The sequence below is a fragment of the Streptomyces sp. NBC_01454 genome, from assembly GCF_036227565.1.
Lineage (GTDB): Bacteria > Actinomycetota > Actinomycetes > Streptomycetales > Streptomycetaceae > Streptomyces.
On record NZ_CP109460.1, the window covers coordinates 7437945 to 7459840 of the forward strand.

Here is a 21896-nt window from a genome sequence, read left to right on the forward strand (position 1 = left end):
CCGCCTCACCCGGCCGCGAAGTGGCTCGGCCGCCCCTGCCGCAGTACGGGGCGGCCGAGTCCTTCGGCGTCCGCGCGGTGCAGCAACTCCCGCCGTCCGTCGGCGTGTTCCAGCACGCACGCGTGCCAGGGCGTCATCCACACATCGGGGGCGTCCAGCAGCCGGATGCCGAACTTGGCCGAGCCCCGCGGCTGCGGATGGATGGACAGCCGGAACGCCCCCGGGTGGTGTGCCGCGATCAGCTCGCCCCAGGCGCGGCTGCGCTGCATCACCCCGTAGGCCCGGCGCCGGCAGCTGCGCTGCCGGGCCGACCGGGTGCCCGCGAACGAGGCGGAGTCCTCGAAGAGGAACTTGGTGATGCCCTGGTACAGCCGCCGGGTCGGCTCGTCGCTGCGGGTCAAGGACCGCAGCAGGTCCAGGGGCGGGGCGTAGCGCTCGTGGACCAGCGACCGCTTGGCGTCGTGCGACAGCTCCTGCCCGTACACGTCCCGCAGGTCGAAGACCTCCAGCTGGGTCAGGCCCTCGTCGTGGATCAGGGTGCGCAGGGCGTCGGCATAGGCATCGATGTCACGGTCCGGCACCTGGATGAGATCGCTGAAGACATGGCCGTCCGAGCAGATGGCCATCCGGGCCCCGGGCGGATGGAGCGCGGCGATCCGGGCGCACAGCCCGTCCAGGAAGCGCAGCGCCAGCCGTTCGCCCTCGTCGGGCAGGTGGCCGAGCACCTTGGCCGGGTTGGGGGACTTGCACGGGAAGCCCGGCAGGGTGAAGACGATCGGCTCGCCCGCCGCCACCGGGGTGGCCAGCTGCCGCAGTTGGGCGGGGAAGGCGTCGGGGGAGTCGTCGTGGCCGGTGTCCAGCGTGCGCCGGTGGGGCAGCAGGGTGGCGAGCACCGCCAGACACACGGCCCGTACTTCGGTGTGCGCGTCGGGCGGCGCCGGTACGGTCAGCACGCGGCGTCCGGCCCGTTCATGACGGGACAGCCGCTCGCCGCCCCGTAGGTCACCGGCAGCCGGTCGACGCCGCGCGCCAGGACCGCCGGGATCCAGCTCAGTTCGCCGTCCGGAACGGCCGGCCGCAGACCCGGCAGCCGCCGCAGCAGGGTGCCCAGGGCGATCTGGAGTTCGATACGGGCGAGCGCGGCGCCGGGGCAGAAGTGGATGCCGTGGCCGAAGGCGAGGTGCGGGTTGGGGGAGCGCTCGAAGTCGAGGGTGTCCGCGTCGGGGAACTGCCGGCCGTCGCGGTTCGCCGCGCACAGCGACACGATGACCGAGTCGCCCGCCGGGATCCGGGTGCCGTGCAGCTCGGCGTCCTCGGCGAGGAACCGCCAGGTCGTCAGCTCGAAGGCGCTGTCGTACCGCAGGAGTTCCTCGACCGCGCGGGGCAGCAGCTCCGGACGGCCGGCCAGCGCCGCGAGGTGCGCGGGGTGCCGCAGCAGGGTGACCAGCGCCGTGGTGATCTGGTTGGTGACCGGTTCCTGCCCCGCCACCAGCAGCTGGAAGAGCATGGAGTCCAGCTCCTCCCGGCCGAGCGCGCCGGCGTCGTGGGCGGCCACCAGCCGGGAGAGCAGATCCTCGCCGCCCGTCGCGCGCCGGTGGTGGACCAGGTCGGCGATGTACTGCTGGAGCCCGCGCAGCCGTGCCTCGTACGCCGGGCGGCCCGGGTCGGTGGGCCCCACGGGCTGGACGACCTTGCCCCAGTCCCGGTCGAAGCGGGCCGCGAACTCCTCGGGCAGCCCGATGACCTCCGCGAGGACCTGGAAGGGGAAGCGGGCCGCGAAGGTCTCCACCAGGTCGGTTTCGCCGCTCTCCGGGAGGCCGTCGAGCAGCGCGTCGGCCATCGCCTGGAAGCGCGGGCGGAGCGCCTCGACGCGCTGCGGGGCGAAGGCGTCGCCGAGCAGCCGGCGCAGCTCGGTGTGCCGGGGCGGGTCCTGGTGCAGCAGATGCACCTGGAGCTGGGAGTGCTGGGGCTCGGGCATGATCGAGGCGCGCGCCCGCCAGGCCGCGTTGCCCCGCGAGTGGTGCTTGCCCAGCCGCGCGTCGGTCAGTGCCCGGTGCGCGGCCTCGTAGCCGGTGACCAGCCAGGCGTACACCCCGCTGGGGAAGCGCACCCGGTGGACGGGACCGCGCTCGCGCAGCTCGGCGTAGAGCGGATAGGGGTCACGCTTGTACTCCGCCCCGTGGAGCTCCACGGGTTCGGACGGTCTGGACACGGCATCCTCCTGCGGTGACGTCGAACCGCGCCCGGACGGCACGGCGTTGGAGAGGTCGGGCAGGGGGCGCGCCGAGTTCCCGTGGGGCGGGGGGAAATTCGGGTGAGCGGGCGAAAGCCGGCCGGACGGGGTGGCCGCGGGCGGTGCAACGGGTGCCACCCACCCAGCTGCGCGGGCACCGCAATCCCAGTTAGTCGGCCCCGGGAGCCACTCGGTTCCGGCGACGGAACGGGACAAACCTCACGTGCCGACGGACCCCCGATCGCCCTCGCCGCACCGGCCGCAGCTGCCACCATGACGCGATGTCCAGCTCTTCCGCCGACCGCAGTCGGCCCCCTCTCCGCCAGGCCGTCACACGGCTGCTGCCCGCCCGGCCGGTCCTCGGTTTCCTCGCGCTGCTGGTGGTGCTCGGCACCCTGTCGTACGCCGTCGGCACCGCGGTCGGCCCGGTGGCACCGGGGCTGCGCCCGGCCGGCGGGAGCGGTACGGGAGGCGGTGCGCCCGACGGCGGCGGGGACATGGGCGGGATGCACGGCATGGGCGCCGCGGCCCCCCGTCCGCTGCCGGTGGGAGGGCCGCGATGACGCCGCAGCCCGGGCCCGTCCCCGCACAGCAGCGGACCGCCGACCGGACCACCACCCTCACGGTCGGCGGCATGACCTGCGCGGCCTGTGTGGGCCGGGTCGAGAAGAAGCTCGGCCGGCTGGACGGCGTCACCGCCTCGGTCAACCTCGCCACCGGCCGGGCCACGGTCAGCCACCCCGCGGCGGTGTCCGCCACCGACCTCATCGCCACCGTCGAGGCCGCCGGCTTCACCGCCCACCTCCCCGAACCGGACCCGGATCGGGACGCGGACGGGGACGGGGACGGGGACGGGGACGCGAGTCGGGCACCCGCCGGCGGCCCGGACGACGGCGGTCCGGACGACGGGGAGGACGCCGCCCGCGCCGAACGCCACCGGCTGCTGGTGACCGCGCTGCTCTCGCTGCCCGTCCTGGTGCTGTCGATGGTGCCCGGATGGCAGTTCCGCAACTGGCAGTGGCTGTGCTTCGTGCTGGCCGCACCGGTCGCCGTGTGGGGCGCCGCCCCCTTCCACGCCCGTGCGCTGCGCGGACTGCGGCACGGCGCCGCGACCATGGACACCCTGGTCTCCCTCGGCGTCGCCGCTTCCTTCGGCTGGTCCACCTATGCGCTGTTCCTCGGCGGGGCCGGCGCGCCCGGGATGACCATGCCGTTCAGCCTGCTGCCCACGGCCGGCGACGGCGTGGCGCACCTCTACCTCGAAGCCGCCGTCGGCGTCCCGCTGTTCGTGCTGGCCGGGCGCCGCATGGAGGCCAGGGCCCGGCACGGCACCGGCGCCGCGCTGCGGGCCCTGGCCGAACTCGCCGCCAAGGACGTCGCCGTGCCGACGGCCGACGGTGAGAGGCGTATCCCCGTGAGCCGGCTGCGGGTCGGGGACCGCTTCCTGGTCCGGCCCGGCGAACGGGTCGCCACCGACGGCACCGTCGTCGAGGGCAGCTCCGCCCTCGACCTGTCCCTGATCACCGGCGAGAGCCGCCCGGTCGAGGTCGGTCCGGGCGCGGCGGCCGTCGGCGGCGCGGTCAACTCCGGCGGGCTGCTGGAGGTACGGGCCGGCGCGGTGGGCGCAGACACCCAACTCGCCCGGATCACCCGCCTCGTCGAGGACGCCCAGACCGGCAAGACCAGGGTCCAGCGGCTGGCCGACGCGGTGGCGGCGGTCTTCGTCCCCGCCGTCCTGACCGTCTCGGTCAGCGTCCTGGGATTCTGGCTCGGTGCCGGAGCCGACCCGCAGGCCGCGGTGACCGCCGCGGTGGCCGTCCTGGTCGTGGCCTGTCCCTGCGCGCTGGGGCTGGCCACGCCGACCGCGCTGCTGGCCGCCACCGGCCGGGGCGCCCAGCTGGGCATCCTGGTGCGCGGCCCGGAGGCGCTGGAGCGGCTGCGGCACATCGACACCGTCGTGCTCGACAAGACCGGCACCCTCACCACGGGCCGGATGAGCGTCACCGCCCTCACCGCCCGTTCCGGCGGCCTCGACGCCACCGCGGTGCTGCGGCTGGCCGCCCTCGTCGAGCGGGGCTCCGAGCATCCGCTGGCCCGCGCGATCACCGCCCACGCCCGCGAACGGCACCCGGACCCGCAGCAACTCCAGTCGCCCGTACAGGACTTCAGGGCGACACCCGGACACGGCGTCGAGGGCACGGCGGACGGACACCGGGTGGCGGTCACCCGGCCCGGCGACCTCGACGGGCTCCCGGCGCCGCTTCCGGAGGCGGTGCGGTCCGCGGAGGCCGACGGCCACACCGCCGTCCTGGTCACCGTCGACGGCACCCCGCAGGCGGTGCTCGCCGTCGGCGACGTGCTGCGCCCCGACAGCTACCGCGCCGTCGACCACCTGCGGCGTCTGGGGCTGCGGCCGGTACTGGCGACCGGCGACCGCCCCGCCACCGCCCGGGCGGTGGCCGCCCATCTGGCCATCACCGAGATCCATGCCGAGGCCCGCCCCGAGGACAAGGCCGCCCTGGTCCGCACCCTGACGGAGCAGGGCCGCCGCGTCGCCGTCGTCGGGGACGGGGTCAACGACGCGGCGGCACTGGCGCTCGCCGACCTCGGCATCGCCATGGGCAGCGGCACCGACGCCGCGATCGGCGCCGCCGACGTCACCCTGGTACGCGAGGACCTCCAGGCCATCGCCGACGCGGTCCGGCTGGCCCGGCGCACCCTGGGCACCATCCGCACCAACCTCGGATGGGCCTTCGGCTACAACCTGGTCACCGTGCCGCTGGCCGCCGTCGGCCTGCTCAACCCGATGCTCGCGGCCGCCGCGATGTCCGCCAGCTCCCTGCTCGTCGTGGGCAACAGCCTCCGGCTGCGCGCCTGGCGCCCGCGCGGCGCCACCACCGCCCGCCGCCCGCACGGCCCGCGGGCCCGAAACCGTGGGGAGACCTCATGAAGCGGCCCTCCGTCCAGGCCGTCGCCGTCCCGCTGCTCACCTGCCTGGTGACCCTCGGCACGCTCACTGCATGGACCGCCGCCGGCAACGCCGGCACCCCCGCGCGCCTGAGCGTCGCCGAGGGCCGGGTACTGATCCCCGCGGGGTCCGACGCCACCGCCGCCTTCTTCACGATCCGCAACACCGGAGGCGCCGACGACGTCCTGACGGGCGTCACCGGACCCCCCGGTCACCGCACGATGCTCAGCCGCACCGTCGACATCGGCGACAACGCCCGCAGCATGGCGATGGTCAAGGACGCCACCGTCCCGGCCGGCGGCGCCCTGACGATGACCGCGACCACCCTGGACGTCATGGTCAGCCCGCCGCCCCGGCTCGCGCCCGGCGACCGGCTCACCTTCACGCTGCACTTCCGCCACAGTCCACCGCGGACCGTACGGGCCCTGGCCGTGGCGCCCGGCCGGTGAACCACCGCGACGGGGCTCATGGACCGGCCACCGCCCGTCCATGAGCCCCGTCCGCCCCGCCGGTCACGGCCCGTCAGGCCACCGCGCCCGCGAGGTCCCGCGGCCGGTCGGCCGACTCGGCCCGCTCCGCCTCCGTGAGCAGAGCGACGAGCGCCTCCCGGGCGCGTGCCACCCGGGACCGCACGGTCCCCACCGGGCAGCCGATCACCCCGGCCGTTGCCGCGTACGGCAGCCCCAGCAGCTGTGTGAGCACGAACGCCTCCCGCCGCTCCGGCGTCAGCGCCGCCAGCAGTTCGGCCAGCGCGATGCCCTCGTCGAAGCCGGGCACCCCCCGGGGCTGCACCCGCTCGGCGGCCGTCTGCCAGTCATCCGTCGCGGCCAGCCGGGGCCGGACCGCACGGGACCGTATGCGGTCCGCCACCACCCGCCGGGCGATGGTGAGCAGCCAGGTACGGGCCGAGGACCGGCCCTCGAACCGGGGCAGACTGCGCAGCGCCCGGACGTAGGTGTCCTGCACCAGGTCGTCGGTCGCCTGCGGATCACCGCTGAGATGCGTCACATAGCGCCGCACATCGAGCTGGGTGGCCCGGACGAACTGCTCGACGGCCCGCTCGTCACCGCCGCGGGCGGCCAGCGCCCAGCCGGTCACGCTCTCGTCATCGCGCATTCCGGCACCGCCCCTCGCCGCCGCTCAGCGCGTCGGGGAGGATGGGCGCATGCTCTGCACGCGCATCCGTACGGCACTCTCCGCCCGCCTCGACGGCGAGGAACTGCCCCCCGGTCTCACCGTCGAACGGCTCGAGACACACCTCGCCGAGTGCCGGGACTGCCGGCGCTGGGAGGCGCAGATCCGCGCGCTGGCGACCGGTGCGGTCCGCGCACCGGGGCAGCCCGAGGACGACCCGGCGGCCGCCGACGCGCTGCTCGCCCGGTTGCGGACGGCCACCCTGCAGCCGGGGCCGGTACTTCCCGGCAGGGCGGACAGCGGCGGGAAACGGGCGGATTGAGCCGGCCGGGGTGCCGGCGTACGGGCGCCCGCCCGCGCCGGCCGGTGCGCCCGAAGCGGACACGGGCGGCAGCGCCACCGGCATCCGGACAGGATTCGTCATCTGGAGTCCTTCGCGTGATCCGGTCACCGCGCACGGCGGGGACCGGTGAAGTCGGAGCCGGGCAGGGGCGCGAGCCCTCCGCGCCCGTGAGCCGGCTCGGGAATTCGACCGTGCTGTCAGCCGACAGCCGGTTCACACGGCGGACCCCGCAACGACCTCGTATGGGCCAGCAGCAGCTGGTGCACCGCACGCCGCGGCTCCGGCCGGGCGGAGCGCACGGCAGGCGGGGTATCGGGCAGCACGATCCGCCAGACCAGCACCAACGGCGCGTACAGCCAGGCCGACACGCACCGTACGAGCCGGAACGCCGCCCGCTCGCCGCCCCACAGCCACGCGGCGCTGAGCAGCGCGACCAGCAGATGGGCCGCGAGCATCCCGGACGCACTGCCGTGCATCCCGGCCATGCCGGAGGCGCCGTCGTGCATCCCGGCCATGCCGTCCGCCCCGGCCATCCGGCTCATGTGCTCCATGCCCGGCATGGCAGCGGTGTGATCCGTCCCGGGCAGGGCCGCCATCTGCCGGTGCATCAGCTGCGTCAGCCGCGCGGCGTCGTCGTCCGGGAGCGGCGTTCCCTGTGCGCCGCACAGCCAGGTGTCCGCCCATCGGCCCAGCGTGCGCGGTGCGCCGCCTCCGGGGCCGGCGACCGCCTGGCCGAACGAGAACGCGGTGTGCAGGGCCGCCTGGGTGCCGACGGTCAGCAAACCCACCAGGAGCGGGCCGCGTTCCCGGCCCGCGCAGCACCAGGCGCCGGCCGCGGTACCCGCCCCGGCCGCGCACAGCATCCACGCGGGAATCGTGGCATCCGACATCACCACGTGGCCCAGCGCGGCGAGCAGCACACACACGACCGCGAACACCGCGGCGCGTAGCCCCCTGAGAACCTGCCCCGCATCCATGACAGGCCCATCGTCGCACCCCGCTTCCGGAACGGGACGACAGGGGCCCCGACCTGCCGCGTCAGCCGTCGCGGGAGGACGGCGAGTTGCCGTGGCGACGAGGTGTGCCGGGCCGGGCCCGGAAAACAGCGGTGCCCGCCCCGACGGCTTCGGGGCGGGCGGCGAGGGTGTGCCGATGAGGATCCTTCTCCGTCTTCTGCCCTAGGGCCGCGGCCCGATGACCTCCGTGCCCTCGCGCACGGTGATGGCGAGCGCCGGGCACACCTCGGCGGCATCCAGGGCGCGCGCGTCCTCCTCGATCCGCTCGTGCCGCGGACGGGCATGGCTGCCGTCGAGCACGAAGAGGTCCGGGGCGATGGCGGCGCAGGAGCCCGAGGCGATGCACTGCCGGGGGTCGATCTCCACGTTCCAGGTCATCGGCTCACCACCCCACCGGCATCACCCGGGGCCCGCGCACCAGCATCTCGCTCTTCCACTCCACATCGCCGGCCAGCCGCAGCCCCGGGAACCGGGTGACCAGTGCGCCGAGCGCTTCCTGGAGCTCCAGCCGGGCCAGCGGCGCCCCCAGGCAGTGATGGACGCCATGACCGAAGCCGAGATGCTGGGTCGCGGCCCGGGAGATGTCCAGCGTCCCGGGCGCCTCGAAGCGCAGCGCGTCCCGGTTGGCCGCGCCCATCGCGATCAGGACCGGGGTGCCGGCCCGCACCAGTGTCCCGCCGACCTCGACATCCTCCGTCGCGTAGCGGGGCTGGCCCGCGCCACTGCCCAGCGGGACGAAGCGCAGCAGCTCCTCCACGGCGTTGCCGATCAGCTGCGGCTGCTCGCGCAGCCGGGCGAGCTGCCCCGGGTGATCCAGCAGCGCCAGGACGAAGTTGGGGATCTGGGTGGCGGTGGTCTCGTGCCCGGCGACCAGGATCCCGACGCACAGGTCGACGAGTTCGAGCTCGGACAGCCGGTCGCCGACATCCCGGGCGTCGATCAGCGCCGTCATCAGATCGTCCTGCGGGGACCGCCGGTGTTCGTCGATCAACTGCCCCATATAGGCGCGGAGTTCTTCGAGATTGGCGTCGAACTCCGCCGCCGTCAGGGAGCTTGTCGACAGCGCGGCATCGCTCCACACCCGGAAGCGCGGCCGGTCCTCGGCCGGCACACCCAGCATCCGGCAGATCACGGCGACGGGGATGGGCAGCGCATAGCGGTCCACCAGGTCGGCGGGCGGTCCGGCCGCCTCCAGCTCGTCGAGCAGGTCCTGGGTCAACTGCCGTACCTGCGGGCGGAGTTTCTCGACCTGGCGCACGGTGAAGGCCTTGGCCACCAGCGCCCGCAGCCGGGTGTGGTCGGGCGGGTCCATCCCCAGGATGCCGCTGTCACGGCGCCCTTCGGACTGCCGGGGCTCGTCGTGCAGGGCTCCCAGGGCGCGGCTGAAGCGCTGGTCGCCGAGGACGAACCGGGCCTCGGCGTACCGGGTCACCAGCCAGGCCGGCTCCCCGTAGGTCATCTGCACCTTCAGCAGCCCGGGGTGGTTGCGGGCCTGCTCGTACTCCTCGGCAAGAGCGAGGCTCTCGGGGATATTGAACGGGTAGGAAAGGGGTGCTGTATCGATCGTGGTCATGGCGACCTCCCTTGTGTAAGCACCTGCTTACAAACGGTAGGCCGCTCCCTCGGGGCGGTCAACGACGCATTGTGGCCGTCCTGGTGACGGCCCGACGGAAAGGAAGCGTGGCGATGGCCAAGTCCCCGCAGCGCGGCGCGGCGGGCACCTACCGCCGGGACGCGCAGGGCACCCGGCTGCGGCTGCTGGACGCCGCGTCGGAGCTGTTCGCCGAGCGCGGCTACGAACGTGCGACGGTGCGCGACATCGCGGCCCGGGCCGGGGCCAACCAGGCCCTGCTGTTCCGGTACTTCGGCTCGAAGAAGGCCCTGTTCGGCGAGGTCATGGCGCGGGGCGGCCAGGAGCAGCTGCGCAGCACGCCCGCCGAGCGACTGTTCGAGGTCGCCCTGCGCGGCATGCTGGCCGGCGGCGGGGACGGCGCCGACCGTTCGCTGGAGGTGTGTCTGCGCTCCATAGGTGGCAGCGACGAGATCGCCGACGCCCTGCGGGGGCTGGGGGAGGAGTACGCGGAGGTCCTCGCCACGCTCTCGGAATCCGAGACCGGGGGGCTGCGCGGCGATCTGGCGCTGTCGTGGCTGCTGGGAATTGGCTTGATGCGGGTGGTGGTCGCCAAGGAGCCGCTGGCGAGCGCCGACCCGGACACGGTGTGCTCGCTCGTCGTGGGGGCCTTGGGGGGACTGCTGGAGGGCCTGCCGAAGGACGACGACGGCCGGAGTGGCGGGGAAGGCGGGGGAGACGGAGCGGGTGGGGGAGTCGCGGACGGCGGGGAAAGGGGCGGGAATCCGGAGTGAGCGGGCGGGGCGCGGTGTGCCGCCGTGCCTCCTGCTGCGTTCCAGTGACTCTCCGGCGGGTCGCAAGTCAGTGATCAAATGCCCCTTTATCGTCATGTTTGCAGAGAATATTCTTTTTCTGCTCAGTCGAGTGAAGGTGGAAACATGCTCCGTTCGATTCCCCGCGGCCTAGCATTGGCCGGCCTGACCGCGGCTGCCCTGGTGGTGCCGACGGCCGGTGCCGCCACCGCCGCAACCGCGCCCCCCAGCAGCAGCTCGCAGAGCACGATGTGCCTTCGCTGCGACCGGGACCACCACCACTTCGGGCACCGCTACTGCAAGTGCCGCCACGACCGCCGCCACGGCCACCACCACGGCCGTTTCGGGCGCGGCGGCCATGACGGCTACGACGGCTTCGGCCGTGACGGCGGCCGTCGCGACGGCTACGGCTACGGCCGTGACGGCGGATACGACCGCGATGACTACGGGCGCGACGACTACGGCCGCGACGGCGCCGGCCGCGAGGGCCTGGGACGGGACCGGAACGGCCTGCTCGGCCTCGGTCTGCTCGGCATCCTCTGACCTCTGCCGGACAGTCATGCGGCGGGCCCGGGAGCCTCTCCCGGGCCCGCTGTGTGCCGTGCCGCGGCCGTCACCCGGCCGCCGGTCACGGCCGGTCGGGTGACGGCCGGAGGGCGGCCTGATCGCCTTCGTGCCCGGAATCCGGTGGAGAGGGGGTGGGGCGTCGCGCCCGCCGCGGTCGTCCGGCCGGCTCGCGGGCGTGGTCCCGACGGCCCGTCAAGTCCCCCGCGCGTACGCCCAACGCCCTTTCGGCCGCCGGGTGTTGCCAGGGCGGCGAGTGCTGCGGTAGGCCGAGCCCGGACCGTGCCGCGCCGGAACGATCTCCGCACCCCGCCGGGGTCGCGGTGCGCGAGCTTCACCAGGGGCGGACCCGGCCGGCGGCCGCGTCCGCCCATCCCTCCTGGTCGCCCGCGGAGTTGCCCGGCTGACGGGGCATCGGCGCGCACCCGGAGCGCCCGCCATTTCACCCTTCCACGTGTTTCGATTCCGGCCACATCATTGTCAGTGGCCTTGGTTGGTGGCAGGATAAAACTGTCATATCGCGAATGGGGGATTTGCGATCAATGGGGGACGGGGGAAGTGTCCCTTCTGCGTAGCGCGCACCTGACCCGTGTGTGCGGCCAACAAGCCCGTGGGCGCTCGCTTCTGCGAGCACAGCTGCCTTGCGCTGCCCACTTTCAACGGTTTGGATTCTGGTGATAGCGGAAGAAGTGTACGATCTCGTGTTGGATGACCTCTTCATTCGGCTGGATCAACTGGTTCCGGGTAGATCCGTTTTCCTGAAACTGGAAGGTCTCAATCCGGCTGGATCGGTAAAGCTCAAGACGGCTGTCGCGCTGATCACGGCGGCCGAGGAATCCGGGCTCCGTTTTCCGCGGACCCGCCTGATCGAGTCGACGTCGGGAAACCTCGGTGTCGCCCTGGCGATGGTGTGTGCGGCGAAGGGCTATCCGCTGACGTGCGTCACGGACCCCAACGCCACCGTCCGCTCGCGGCGCCTGATGGCCGTCCTCGGTGCCGAGGTCGTGGTCATCGACACCAGGGACGCCCACGGCGGCTTTCTGCAGTCAAGGATCGACTACATCGGCGAACGGCTGCGCCGCGAGCCCGACCTGCACTGGCTGAACCAGTACGCCAACCCGGCCGGGCCGCAGGCGCATCGCGACCGTACGGGCCGCGCCATCGTCGAAGGGATCGGCCACCTCGACTACGCCTTCATCGGCGTCGGCACCACAGGGACGCTGATGGGCTGCGCGGAGTACCTCCGCCGGCACAGCCCCGCCACCCGGATTGTCGCGGTGGACGCCGTCGGCTCGGTGACCTTCGGCGGGCCGGCGGCCCGCCGCCACCTTCCCGGACTGGGCACGAGCCGGCGCCCGGAAATACTCGACACGAAGAACATCGACGACATCGTGCTCATTTCCGAGGCGGATTCCGTCGCGATGTGCCGGACGCTCGCCCGGGAGCGGGGGCTGCTCCTGGGCGGCTCGACCGGAACGGTGCTGTGCGCCGTGCAGGACTCCGCCAAGAAAATCCCGGAGGGGAGTGTGGTGGTGGCGATTTCGCCGGACTTTGGGGACCGCTATCTGGAGACCATCTACGACGACGCATGGGTGGCCGAACGCTGGCCCGACGTAGTCGGCCACTAGATTTCTCGGGCACCGGCCCGAGGGAGGGGGAATTACCGTGTTCAATTTTGAGATAGTCGCCGGTGAAACGGTGCGCAAGGTCCTGCACGGAAAACGCAGCGAAGTGCTCGGTATTGTCGGCAGCGCCTATCGGGCGCATGACGCCGGGGATTCCGTCAACCCGGACAGCTGTTTTCTCCGCTTCCCGGAAAAGCCGGATTCCCGGATCATCGCGCTGCCCGCCTACCTGGGTGCCGATGTCCAGCTCGCCGGCATCAAGTGGATCGCGAGTTTCCCGGGCAACACCCGGATCGGAGCCCCGCGTGCCTCGGCCGTCCTCGTGCTCAACGACTACGAGACCGGCTACCCGATCGCCTGTCTCGAGGCCGCGAGCATCAGCTCGGCACGCACCGCCGCCTCCGCGGCCGTCGCGGCGACCGCGCTGCGCCCGGACGGCTTCGAGGGGACCCGGATCGCCGTGGTGGGCGGGGGCGTCATCGCGCGCAACATCTGCGACTACCTGAACGCCGCCGGCTGCGCCCCGGACGCCTACCTCGTCCACGATCTCGACGAGGCCTCCGGCCAGGCCCTCGCCGGCCATATCCGCACCACGCAGGACCGCCCGGCGTCCTTCACCGCCGACCTCGGCGCGGCGCTCGCGGCCGACACCGTCGTCTTCGCCACGACCGCCCTGGAGCCCTATGTCACCGCGCCGTTCAGGCCCGGTCAGCTCGTCCTCCACATCTCCCTGCGCGACCTCGCGCCCGAGGTGATCCTGGCGGCGGACAACATCCTCGACGACGTCGAACACTGCCTCAAGGCCCACACGTCACCGCATCTGGCCGAGCAGCGCTCCGGCTCCCGCGACTTCGTGACCGGAACCCTCGCCGGAGTGCTGAACGGCGAGGTGAAGCTCTCCCCGGAACGCCCGGTGATCTTCTCGCCGTTCGGCCTGGGCGTGCTGGACCTGGCCGTGGGCGCCTTCGTCCTCGGCGCGGCCCGCGAGGACGGCACCACCATCGAGGTGCCCAACTTCTTCGGGGAGACGCGCCGGTGGTGAGCCACATATCCCCTTCCGTCAGCCACATATCCCCCTCTGTCGCCCTCGTGGGTGCCGGCTCGCGGGGGCTGGGCGTCTTCGAGCGGCTGGTCGCACACTGTCTGGATCGGCCGGCTCCGCTCACCGTCCACCTCATCGACCCCCAGCCCTTCGGCGCCGGATTCCATCTGCCCGTCCAGCCCGACCACCTCCTGCTCAACACCGTCTGCGGACAGCTCACCGCCTTCGCCGACGCGCAGATGGTGGACGGCCCCGTTCCGGTCCGTGGCCCGTCGCTCCACGCGTGGTGCCGGAGCCGGGATCTGCGGCTGGCGGACGACGGCTACACCGTGCGCGCGGGAGAGGGACGGGAGATCCAGCCCGGCGACTTCCTGCCGCGGCGGCTGCTGAGCGAGTATCTCGCCTGGGCCGCGGGAGAGATCGCCGACGCGGCGCCCGAGTGCCTGACCCTGATCCGGCACCGTACGACCGCCGTCGACATCCTCCCCGGCGGGCCCCGCACCGAGACGGTCGTCCTCGCCGACGGCGGCCGCATCGAGGCCGACGCCGTGTTCGTCACCGTCGGCCACCACTCGCTGTATCTGCCCGTGGCGCCGGCGCCCGATCCCCGACTGGTCACCCGCCCCTACCCGTTGCCAGCGGCGCTCGACAGCATCGGGCCGGGCGAGCGGGTCGCCGTCCTCGGCATGGGGCTGGCCGCCATGGACGTGCTCGCCACGCTGACGCTGGGCCGCGGCGGCAAGCACCTCGCGGGCCCGGAGGGGTTGCGCTATCTGCCCAGCGGGCGAGAGCCCTCGATCGTCCTCACCAACCGCTCCGGGATGCCCTCGCGCAGCCGCCCCCGCCTCCACCCGGGGCGGACCCGCTTCGCGCCGCTGGCGCTGACCACCCGGCGCCTCGACGAGATCCGGGCCGGCACGCCGGACGGCCGCCTCGGCTTCACCCGCGACGTGCTGCCGCTGATCGAAGCCGAGATGGAACTCGCCTACTACCGCACCCTGCTGGCCCGCGCGCACGGCGACGCCCTGAGCGCCGGACAGGAGCTGGACCGGCGCTGCGCACGCGACGGCCACCCGGCGCTGCTCGGGGAACTGCGCGCGGAGTTCGGCCCCTGCCCGGTGACCGGCCTGCTGTCGGCTGACCTCACCGACCGGCAGTGGACGGGCCACGACGCCTATCGCGACTGGTTCACCGCGGAGGTCGCCGCCGACCTGGCCGAGGCCAGGGAAGGCCTCGGCGCCGCCCCGCTGAAGGAAGCCCTGGAAGTCCTGCGCGACCACCGCGATGTCCTGCGCGCGGTCATCGACCCGCCCGGCGTCGACGACGCCTCGCTGGCCGCGTTCTTCGGGGAATTCGCCCCGACGGTGAACCGGCTGGTGATCGGCCCGCAGCTGGACCGGTCGGCGGAGCTGCTCTCGCTGCTCGACGCCGGGATCGTCCGGCTCGGCCCCGGCCCGCGGCCCAAGCTCGTCGCACCGGCCGGCCAGGGCCCCTGGCGGCTGGAATCCACCTGCCTGGCCCAGCCGTTGCGGATGGAGGTCGACCACGTCGTACAGGCGCATGTGAGCGAGCCCGGCGCGGACCGGGTGGCCGGCTCCCTGCTCGGCACGCTCGTCGCCGCCGGCCGCGTCCGCACCCTCGCCCACCGCGGAGCGGCCGTGCACGGGCTGGACGTCACCCGCCAGGGACAGGGCGTCGACCGCACGGGCACACCGCGGCCGCGGCTGTTCTTCCTCGGGCCGCACACCGAGGGATCCAGCTACTACAACCACTACGTCCCCTCGCCCGGCGTGCCCTCGCGCGCACTGCTGGACGCCGAACTCGCCCTGCGCACCGCCCTGCCGTCTCTGATCACGAGGACCCGATGAACACCAGCGAGACCTACACGCCCTGGACCCAGGAGTACCGTCCCGAGACCCGCGCCGCACAGGGCGACGGCCGGCGCTGCCCGACCACCGGCGTCGTGCCACCCCCGATCAGCCTGGGCGTCACCTACGCACGCGACAGCGACTACCGGTCGCCGGCCGGGCTCGCGTACCTGCGCGACCAGGGCACACCCGGATACGAGCAGGCCGAGCAGGTGGTGGCGGGTCTGGAGGGCGGCTCGGACGCGCTGCTCTTCTCCTCCGGGATGGCCGCCGCCACCGCCGTCTTCCAGGTACTGCCGGCCGGCGCGCGGGTCGTGGTCCCGCAGACCATGTACTTCGGTCTCACCAAGTGGCTGCGCGAATTCGGCCCGCAGCGCGGCCTGGAGGTGGTCCAGGCGCCCATGAACGACCTGGCCGCGGTGGCGGCCGCGGTGGACGCCGCCCCGACCGCCCTGGTGTGGGCGGAATCCCCGGCGAACCCCACGTGGCTGGTCACCGACCTCGCCGGCTGCGCCGAGATCGCCCACCGGGCCGGTGCGCTCTTCGGCGTCGACAACACCGTCCCCACCCCGGTGCACGCCCGGCCGTTCGACCTCGGCGCCGACCTGGTCATGCATTCGGGTACCAAGTACCTCAACGGCCACACCGATGTCGTCGCCGGACTGCTCGTCAAGGCGCCGCGGAGCACCGAGGCCCGGGACGCCGTCTGGGAGCGGCTGCGGCTGCACCGCCGGCTGACCGGCCCGATCCTCGGCCCGCTGGAGACCTACCTCCTGGTGCGGGGCATCCGCACGCTCTTCCCCCGCATGCGCCAGATCTCCGCCACGGCGATGGCGGTGGCCGAGCACTTCGCCGCGCATCCCCTGATCCGGCGGGTCGCCTACCCGGGACTTCCCACCGACCCGGGACACGAGATCGCCGCCCGCCAGATGACCGGCGGATTCAGCGGCATGCTCTCCCTGCACGTCGACGGCGCGTGGCAGCAGTCCCTGCGCACCGCCAACCACTGCGAACTCTTCATCCGCGCCACGTCGTTGGGCGGTGTGGAGAGTCTGATCGAACACCGCTATACCTTCGAAGGGCCGGACAGCACTTCACCGAAGGACATGCTGCGCCTGTCCATAGGTCTGGAGAGCCCCGCAGACCTCGTCGCCGACCTCGAACAGGCCCTCGAAAAGGCCGTGAAGGAAGACCGTTGAGCGCACAGACCCCCACTCCCCACCCCGACGCCGCACCGCCGGACAGGGCGGGTCCGCAGGGCGCGGCGGACGCGTCCCCGGACGGCGGACCCCGGCCGGGGTTCTTGCACGATGTCTCGCTGTCCGCGGTGCTGGCCGGCTTCGTCGCCGTCGTCGTGTCCTACTCCGGACCGCTCGTCATCGTGCTCGCGGCGGCCTCCGCCGGGCACCTGAACACCGCACAGACCAGCTCCTGGGTGTGGGCCATCTCCATCGGCAGCGGTCTGACCTGCATCGCGCTGAGCCTGCGCACCAAGATGCCGGTGATCACCGCCTGGTCGACACCGGGCGCGGCCCTGCTGGTCACGAGCCTGGGGGCGTACTCCTACGCGGAGGCCGTCGGGGCCTTCCTCGTCACCGGCGTGGTGATCACTCTCGTCGGTCTGACCGGGGTGTTCGGCAGGCTGATGCGGCAGGTGCCCACCGCTGTCGTCTCCGCGATGCTCGCCGGCATCCTGTTCTCCTTCGGCACCGGAGTGTTCACCTCGCTCAAGACCGCACCGCTCCTCGCCGGTTCGGTGCTGCTCGCCTACCTCCTGGCGAAGCGCTGGCTGCCCCGCTACGCCGTCCTCGTGGCCCTGGCGGTGGGTGTCGCGGCCAGTGCGGCCGGCTCCCGGCTGGACATCCATCTGGACCGGATCGAGCTGGCCAGGCCGGTCCTGACGGCCCCGGACTTCTCGGTCGCCTCGCTCATCGGGATCGCGGTGCCGATGATCCTGGCGACACTCGCTTCGCAGAACGCACCGGGCATGGCCGTGCTCACCGCGTCCGGCTACCGGCCCCAGGACCGTCTGCTGATCGGCTCCACGGGCCTGGTCTCCACGGTGCTGGCGCCGTTCGGCTCCCACGCCATCAACCTCGCGGCGATCACCGCGGCCATCTGCACCGGCCCCGAATCCCACCGCGATCCGAAGCGCCGGTACGTGGCCGGGGTCTCCTGCGGCGCGTTCTACCTCCTCATCGGGGCGTTCGGCTCCACGCTGGTGGTGCTGTTCGCCGGACTTCCCAAGGAACTCGTGGCGGCGGTCGCCGGGGTGGCGCTGCTCGGTGCCCTGGCCGGCGGCCTGACCGGGGCGGTCAAGGAGGAGAAGGACCGCGAGGCGGCACTGATCACCTTCCTCGCCACCGCCTCCGGCGTCAGCCTCTTCGGCATCGGATCCGCCTTCTGGGGGCTGCTCTTCGGCGTGCTCGCGCATGTGGTCCTGACCCGCTGGCGCCGTACGCCGACGGCCGCCGCGGCATGATCCGGGTCGGCCTGCACGGGCGGCGCGCCACGCCGTGCGGGTGCCCCCGCGGGCCCGCCGGACACCTCCGGGTGCCCGGCGCGGCCCGCGAGGGCAGCTGTCGGCCGTGAGCTCAGGACGAGCCGGACCCCGCCCCCTCCTGCGTCAGTTTCGTCACCTTCTGCGGCAGCGAGCCCGCACCGTCGGCGCGCGGGGGAACGGCGGTGGACGCGGCGGACGCGCCGGACGTGGCGGTCTTGAGGCTGTCGAGGATGGCCATCCCCTGGCCGACGATGCCGGAGACGATCTCGTTCATGCCGTCGGTGCCGTTGAGCACCGTCAGCCGGGAGCCCGAGATGCCCTCGGCGGCCGCCCGGGCGAGCGTGGGGAGGTTCTCGACGGTGCGGTTGGCGGCGATCAGCTCCTGGTTGCCGTCCCGCAGCGAGGCCGCGAGCGCCGTGTTCGCGTCGGCCCGCGCCTGGGCCACGGCCCGTTCGGAGTAGGCGTGCGCGTCCGCCTCGAACCGGACCTGGTCACGGCCCGCCTCCGCCAGGGTGCGCAGCCGGTAGGCCTCGGCGTCCGCCGGGCGGCGCACCTCGGCCTCCAGCCGCTGGGCGGCCAGCGAGGCCTGCCGCTGGGCCAGCGCGGTCTGCTCCTCGATGACCTCTTGCGAGGCCCTGGCCTGCGACAGCGGTCCGGCCTGTGCGGCCCGGGCGTTGGACTGCTCGGTCTCGGCGAGGAACCCGGCCCGTTTGATCGCGGTGTCCCGCTCGTACTCGGCCTTGAGCGCCGCCGCCTGCTGCTCCCGCTCGGTGGCCTCCTGGTCGGCCTTGGCCTGCGCGATCCGGGCCGCGCTGGCGACCGCCGCGGCGTGCGGGGCGGCGAGATTGGTGATGTATCCGGAGGTGTCGGCGATCTCCTGGATCTGCAGGGCGTCGACGACGATGCCGAGCTTCTCCATCTCGGAGTGACTGCCGTCCTTGACCTCCTGGGCGACCCGGTCCCGCTCCCGGATGATCTGCTCGACGGTCAGCCCGCCCACGATCGAGCGCAGATGGCCGGCGAAGATCCGGCCCACCAGCTCCTCCATGGTGGCCTGCTCGTCCAGGAACCGGCGTGCGGCATTGGCGATCGACGTCGGGTCGTCGCCGACCTTGAACACGGCGACCGCCCGGACCCCGATCCGGATGCCCTGCTGGGTGACGCAGTCCTCGGAGATCTCCGACTCCCGCAGCGACAGCGACAGCAGGCTCGTCTTCTGCTTGACGGGCATGACCCAGCAGCCGTGCCCCGTGACGATGCGGAATTGCGCGTCCCCGGCCCGGCGCTTCGAGCCGGAGATCAACAGCGCCTGGTTCGGCGCCGGAACATGCCAGAACAACATTGCGGGCTCCTGTTCCGATGCGGCCGCCCGCTCCTGGGGGGCGGGCACGGCGACGGGAAAGGGCGGGTTCACGGCCGGTCGTGCTCACCGGGCCGGCGGGGTCAGGCGGGCAGCGGCGCGACGATCACCGACCGCGCGGAGGTGTGGTCGACCACGATGACCTGGGTATGCCGGGCGATGGGCACGGGGGACCAGGCGGCGAAGGCCTCGGTCCCGCCGCGCACGGGCAGCAGCACCTCGCCCGGTCCGTCGGCCGGGATCGACACGGTCACCCGCCCGATCACCCCGATCGGGCTGAAGTCCGTGTCATCCGTCGCGCTCACCCGGGTTCCGTCGCTGGTCACAGCCGCTGCCGGCGCGCCGGCCGGGCAGCGGGAAATCCTCGACAACTCAACGGTACTCCGGCCAGGGCGCCGGTTCAGGGCGCCGGCCCGGCAGCCGGTGCAGGACAGCCGGCTGCCCGGACCGGGAGCGCTTCAGGCGTCCAGACGGGCGGGACGGGCCGCCGGCACCTGCTTCCGCTGGGGCAGCACATCGGGCGCGCGGTGCGGCCGGAGAGCCGTGAGGGCGATCTCGGTCTCCTCCATCAGCGCACGGTAGGAGACCAGCCGCTGCCACTCCGGATCGGCGACCCCGGGCACGGTGCGCGCACGCTCCGTCCACAGCTTCGCCAGCCCTGCGTACACGGGTGTCTGTCGGACGATCTCCGCGGTGAGCCATCGCGGAACGGAGCCGGGGCGGGGGAGGGACGTCTGTCCGTGACCTGCGACGGTGCCGGAAGAGGGGACGCTCATGGCCGTAGAAACGATTCTTCCGGCATGTGGTCACGACGTACTTTCTCAGCTGCCGCGGATTCCCCCGTGGAGGCAGGGACGTATCTCTCTCGAATATCACCTTATGCAGTGATCTATAGCTGGGAAGCGGTCCAATACGGACGAAGGAACGTTGTCGCAGTCATGGAACCGAGGGAGTTGTGGGAGCGCCACGCGGTACTCGCACAGGCGTTTTGCAGCAGCGATGACGAGGTCCGCCGTACGCAGGGACTCCTCGACGAGGCCGAGGCCCGTCGTTCACGGACCCTGGCCGCCTTCGCCGTGACGGTGGGCAGCGACGCCGTGGTGGCGGACCTGCTCGGCCTGGACGAGCGCGAAGTACGTCTGGCCCGGCGCACGGTGGGCAAGGACGACGCCCGCGCGGTCGCCCAGAGTCTGCTGTCCCAGCCCACGTGCGAGCAACCCCCCGCGCAGCCGGCCGCCGCACCCCCCGCGGGCCCGTCAACCGCGAGTCAGCCCACTGTGAGCCCGCCGGCCGCGAGTCCACCGTCCGCGGCCGCGCCGGCCCCGGCCCCGGTCGCGGCGCCCCAGCCCGGCATGTCCCAGCCCGGCATGTCCCCGCCGGGCATGTCCTCCCCGCCAGGGATGTCCCCGCCCACCGAACCGGCCTGGGCGCCGGCCCTGGACGCGGTCCTGATGAGCAGCTGGCAGGCCGGCGTCGACCTCACCGCACTGGCCACCGAACTCGGTCTCGACGTACGGATCCTGGTGGCACGGGCACAACAGCTCACGGCCGAGAGCCGGCCCGCGCCGCCGCCGGACCGGATCGGCCGGCACCGCCGCCTCGTCAACGTCCCGCCACCCTCCCCGCAGACCGAGGCTCCCCATGCGGCCTGGCGTGAGCAGCGGCCCCCGCAGGCACGGGAGCACTATGAGCAGGAACCCTGGAAGCAACACCCGTATCAGAACTACCCGGAGCATCAGCAGTATCAGGAGTACCGGGTATACGAGCAGCAACCACAGCAACACCACTACCAACAGCCCTCTCAGGGCACCTGGGATGCCAACGCCATCACGGCCGCCCAGCACGACTGGGACGGCATCCTCAGCCAGTGGGAAGCCACCACCTCCACCATTCCGCCCCTCTCCGCACCCGGTCAGGGAGGCGTATGAGGGCGTGGGCCGCGGTGGCGCGGGGCCGGACGTCACGCCCCGTCCGGGGCGCGTCGGCATGATCGCGGTGGCGACAGGTGACCAGGACCGGAGGCGCGAACGACCATGACACAAGAGCGAGTTGTCTTCGTGACGGGCGGTGGTACGGGCATCGGCGCCGCCACCGCGCGGCTGCTGCGGGCGGCCGGGCACCAGGTGGTGATCTCCGGTCGCCGGCCCGAACCGCTGCACCGCCTCGCCGAGGAGACCGGGGCGCTGGCGCACCCCGCCGACGCCGCCGACCCCGAGGCGGTGCAGGGCCTCGTCGAGGCGGCCGTGTCCGCGTACGGGCGGCTCGACGGGCTGGTGCTCAACGCCGGTATCGCCCGCGGCGGCGCGGTCGGTGAGCTGTCGCCGGCGGACTGGCAGGCCGTCATGGCCACCAATGTCACCGGCCCCTTCCTGCTGCAACGCGCCGCGCTCCCACACCTCTTGGCGGCCCGTGGCGCGGTCGTCGCCGTGGCCTCGGTCGCCGCGCTGCGCAACGGGCACGGCAACGCCGCCTATGCGACGTCCAAGGCGGCCCTGCTCCAGCTCTGCCGCTCCCTCGCCGTCGACTACGGGCGGGACGGGCTGCGCGCCAACATCGTCTGTCCCAGCTGGGTGCGGACCGAGATGGCCGACGGGCGGATGGCGCGCTTCGCCGAGGAGGCCGGGCTGGCGGGCGGGGTGGACGCCGCGTACGAGGAGGCCACCCGGCTGCTGCCGGCGGGCCGCGCCGGGGAGCCGCGGGAGGTCGCGGAGGCGATCGGCTGGCTGCTCTCGCCGGCCGCCTCCTTCGTCAACGGCGCGGTGCTGACCGTCGACGGCGGGGCGACGGCGGGCGACCCGGGCGGTGCCGCGTTCCGCTACCGCATCGAGCCGCGCGACGGCGCGCAGAGTTGAGGCGCC

22 protein-coding genes are annotated in these 21896 nt (G+C 73.3%); 13 read left to right on the top strand and 9 right to left on the bottom strand.

All coding sequences use genetic code 11. From position 1 onward, the window contains the following. Positions 1 to 5: 5 nt before the first annotated feature. Both OIU81_RS32975 and OIU81_RS32980 read right to left on the bottom strand, forming a co-directional pair. Positions 6 to 953, bottom strand: coding sequence for an isocyanide synthase family protein (locus OIU81_RS32975; protein WP_329153703.1), 948 nt, complete (start codon positions 951 to 953; stop codon positions 6 to 8). Further along, positions 947 to 2212 carry a cytochrome P450 family protein gene (locus OIU81_RS32980; protein WP_329153705.1) on the bottom strand — a complete coding sequence of 422 codons (1266 nt, stop codon included), beginning with the start codon at positions 2210 to 2212 and terminating at the stop codon, positions 947 to 949. Before OIU81_RS32980 ends, OIU81_RS32975 begins: the two co-directional genes overlap by 7 nt. Positions 2213 to 2514: 302 nt before the next feature. Here OIU81_RS32980 and OIU81_RS32985 point away from each other — a divergent pair, with 302 nt between their 5' ends. Genes OIU81_RS32985 through OIU81_RS32995 form a run of 3 tightly spaced genes read left to right on the top strand, consistent with a single transcriptional unit; the run spans position 2515 to position 5650 of the window. Next, entirely contained in the window at positions 2515 to 2796 is a 282-nt protein-coding gene (locus tag OIU81_RS32985) for a hypothetical protein (RefSeq protein ID WP_329153707.1), read from the top strand. After that, the gene (locus OIU81_RS32990; RefSeq protein WP_329153709.1) at positions 2793 to 5183 is read left to right on the top strand and encodes a heavy metal translocating P-type ATPase; all 2391 of its coding nucleotides are present in this window, start codon (positions 2793 to 2795) and stop codon (positions 5181 to 5183) included. The genes OIU81_RS32985 and OIU81_RS32990 overlap by 4 nt, the downstream gene beginning before the upstream one ends. Further along, positions 5180 to 5650 (top strand): copper chaperone PCu(A)C, encoded by a 471-nt coding sequence (locus tag OIU81_RS32995; RefSeq protein WP_329153712.1) that lies wholly within the window; start codon positions 5180 to 5182, stop codon positions 5648 to 5650. Before OIU81_RS32990 ends, OIU81_RS32995 begins: the two co-directional genes overlap by 4 nt. A 73-nt stretch (positions 5651 to 5723) precedes the next feature. Here OIU81_RS32995 and OIU81_RS33000 read toward each other — a convergent pair whose 3' ends face one another. Further along, positions 5724 to 6317: a sigma-70 family RNA polymerase sigma factor gene (locus tag OIU81_RS33000; protein ID WP_329153714.1), complete on the bottom strand. Its 594-nt coding sequence runs from the start codon at positions 6315 to 6317 to the stop codon at positions 5724 to 5726. A 49-nt stretch (positions 6318 to 6366) separates the two neighbouring features. Between OIU81_RS33000 and OIU81_RS33005 the strand changes: the two genes are divergently transcribed. Next, positions 6367 to 6657 carry a zf-HC2 domain-containing protein gene (locus OIU81_RS33005; RefSeq protein WP_329153716.1) on the top strand — a complete coding sequence of 97 codons (291 nt, stop codon included), beginning with the start codon at positions 6367 to 6369 and terminating at the stop codon, positions 6655 to 6657. A 218-nt stretch (positions 6658 to 6875) separates the two neighbouring features. Here OIU81_RS33005 and OIU81_RS33010 read toward each other — a convergent pair whose 3' ends face one another. The 3 genes from OIU81_RS33010 to OIU81_RS33020 all read right to left on the bottom strand — a co-directional run bounded on the left by OIU81_RS33010 (position 6876) and on the right by OIU81_RS33020 (position 9267). Then, positions 6876 to 7655, bottom strand: coding sequence for a PE-PGRS family protein (locus tag OIU81_RS33010; protein WP_329153718.1), 780 nt, complete (start codon positions 7653 to 7655; stop codon positions 6876 to 6878). Between the two features lie 201 nt (positions 7656 to 7856). Continuing rightward, positions 7857 to 8072: a ferredoxin gene (locus tag OIU81_RS33015; RefSeq protein ID WP_329153720.1), complete on the bottom strand. Its 216-nt coding sequence runs from the start codon at positions 8070 to 8072 to the stop codon at positions 7857 to 7859. Between the two features lie 4 nt (positions 8073 to 8076). After that, on the bottom strand, positions 8077 to 9267 hold the full coding sequence (locus OIU81_RS33020; protein WP_329153722.1) for a cytochrome P450: 1191 nt from the start codon (positions 9265 to 9267) through the stop codon (positions 8077 to 8079). 113 nt (positions 9268 to 9380) lie between these two features. Here OIU81_RS33020 and OIU81_RS33025 point away from each other — a divergent pair, with 113 nt between their 5' ends. The 7 genes from OIU81_RS33025 (at position 9381) to OIU81_RS33055 (ending at position 17657) form a co-directional block, all read left to right on the top strand. Next, a complete protein-coding gene (locus OIU81_RS33025) occupies positions 9381 to 10058 on the top strand; it encodes a TetR/AcrR family transcriptional regulator (protein WP_329153724.1) in 678 nt (225 codons plus the stop codon). A gap of 144 nt (positions 10059 to 10202) precedes the next feature. Next, positions 10203 to 10619: a hypothetical protein gene (locus OIU81_RS33030; RefSeq protein ID WP_329153726.1), complete on the top strand. Its 417-nt coding sequence runs from the start codon at positions 10203 to 10205 to the stop codon at positions 10617 to 10619. Positions 10620 to 11341: 722 nt separating this feature from the next. Continuing rightward, positions 11342 to 12268 carry a 2,3-diaminopropionate biosynthesis protein SbnA gene (gene sbnA, locus OIU81_RS33035; protein WP_329153728.1) on the top strand — a complete coding sequence of 309 codons (927 nt, stop codon included), beginning with the start codon at positions 11342 to 11344 and terminating at the stop codon, positions 12266 to 12268. Between the two features lie 37 nt (positions 12269 to 12305). Then, positions 12306 to 13307, top strand: a complete 1002-nt coding sequence (gene sbnB / locus OIU81_RS33040) for a 2,3-diaminopropionate biosynthesis protein SbnB (RefSeq protein ID WP_329153730.1) — start codon at positions 12306 to 12308, stop codon at positions 13305 to 13307. Then, positions 13304 to 15175: an FAD/NAD(P)-binding protein gene (locus OIU81_RS33045; RefSeq protein ID WP_329153731.1), complete on the top strand. Its 1872-nt coding sequence runs from the start codon at positions 13304 to 13306 to the stop codon at positions 15173 to 15175. Before sbnB ends, OIU81_RS33045 begins: the two co-directional genes overlap by 4 nt. Continuing rightward, positions 15172 to 16374, top strand: a complete 1203-nt coding sequence (locus tag OIU81_RS33050; RefSeq protein ID WP_329153733.1) for a trans-sulfuration enzyme family protein — start codon at positions 15172 to 15174, stop codon at positions 16372 to 16374. Before OIU81_RS33045 ends, OIU81_RS33050 begins: the two co-directional genes overlap by 4 nt. After that, positions 16371 to 17657, top strand: coding sequence for a benzoate/H(+) symporter BenE family transporter (locus OIU81_RS33055; RefSeq protein WP_329153735.1), 1287 nt, complete (start codon positions 16371 to 16373; stop codon positions 17655 to 17657). Before OIU81_RS33050 ends, OIU81_RS33055 begins: the two co-directional genes overlap by 4 nt. Positions 17658 to 17769: 112 nt before the next feature. Here the strand turns inward: OIU81_RS33055 and OIU81_RS33060 are convergent, their stop codons facing one another. The 3 genes from OIU81_RS33060 to OIU81_RS33070 all read right to left on the bottom strand — a co-directional run bounded on the left by OIU81_RS33060 (position 17770) and on the right by OIU81_RS33070 (position 19814). Continuing rightward, a complete protein-coding gene (locus tag OIU81_RS33060; protein ID WP_329153737.1) occupies positions 17770 to 19020 on the bottom strand; it encodes an SPFH domain-containing protein in 1251 nt (416 codons plus the stop codon). Between the two features lie 101 nt (positions 19021 to 19121). Continuing rightward, entirely contained in the window at positions 19122 to 19343 is a 222-nt protein-coding gene (locus tag OIU81_RS33065; protein ID WP_329153740.1) for a hypothetical protein, read from the bottom strand. A gap of 153 nt (positions 19344 to 19496) precedes the next feature. Continuing rightward, entirely contained in the window at positions 19497 to 19814 is a 318-nt protein-coding gene (locus tag OIU81_RS33070) for a hypothetical protein (RefSeq protein WP_329153742.1), read from the bottom strand. 162 nt (positions 19815 to 19976) lie between these two features. Between OIU81_RS33070 and OIU81_RS33075 the strand changes: the two genes are divergently transcribed. Together OIU81_RS33075 and OIU81_RS33080 are read left to right on the top strand one after the other, a co-directional pair. After that, positions 19977 to 20966, top strand: a complete 990-nt coding sequence (locus OIU81_RS33075) for a hypothetical protein (RefSeq protein ID WP_329153744.1) — start codon at positions 19977 to 19979, stop codon at positions 20964 to 20966. Positions 20967 to 21071: 105 nt separating this feature from the next. Beyond that, positions 21072 to 21890, top strand: a complete 819-nt coding sequence (locus OIU81_RS33080; RefSeq protein WP_329153746.1) for an SDR family NAD(P)-dependent oxidoreductase — start codon at positions 21072 to 21074, stop codon at positions 21888 to 21890. Positions 21891 to 21896: the final 6 nt, after the last annotated feature.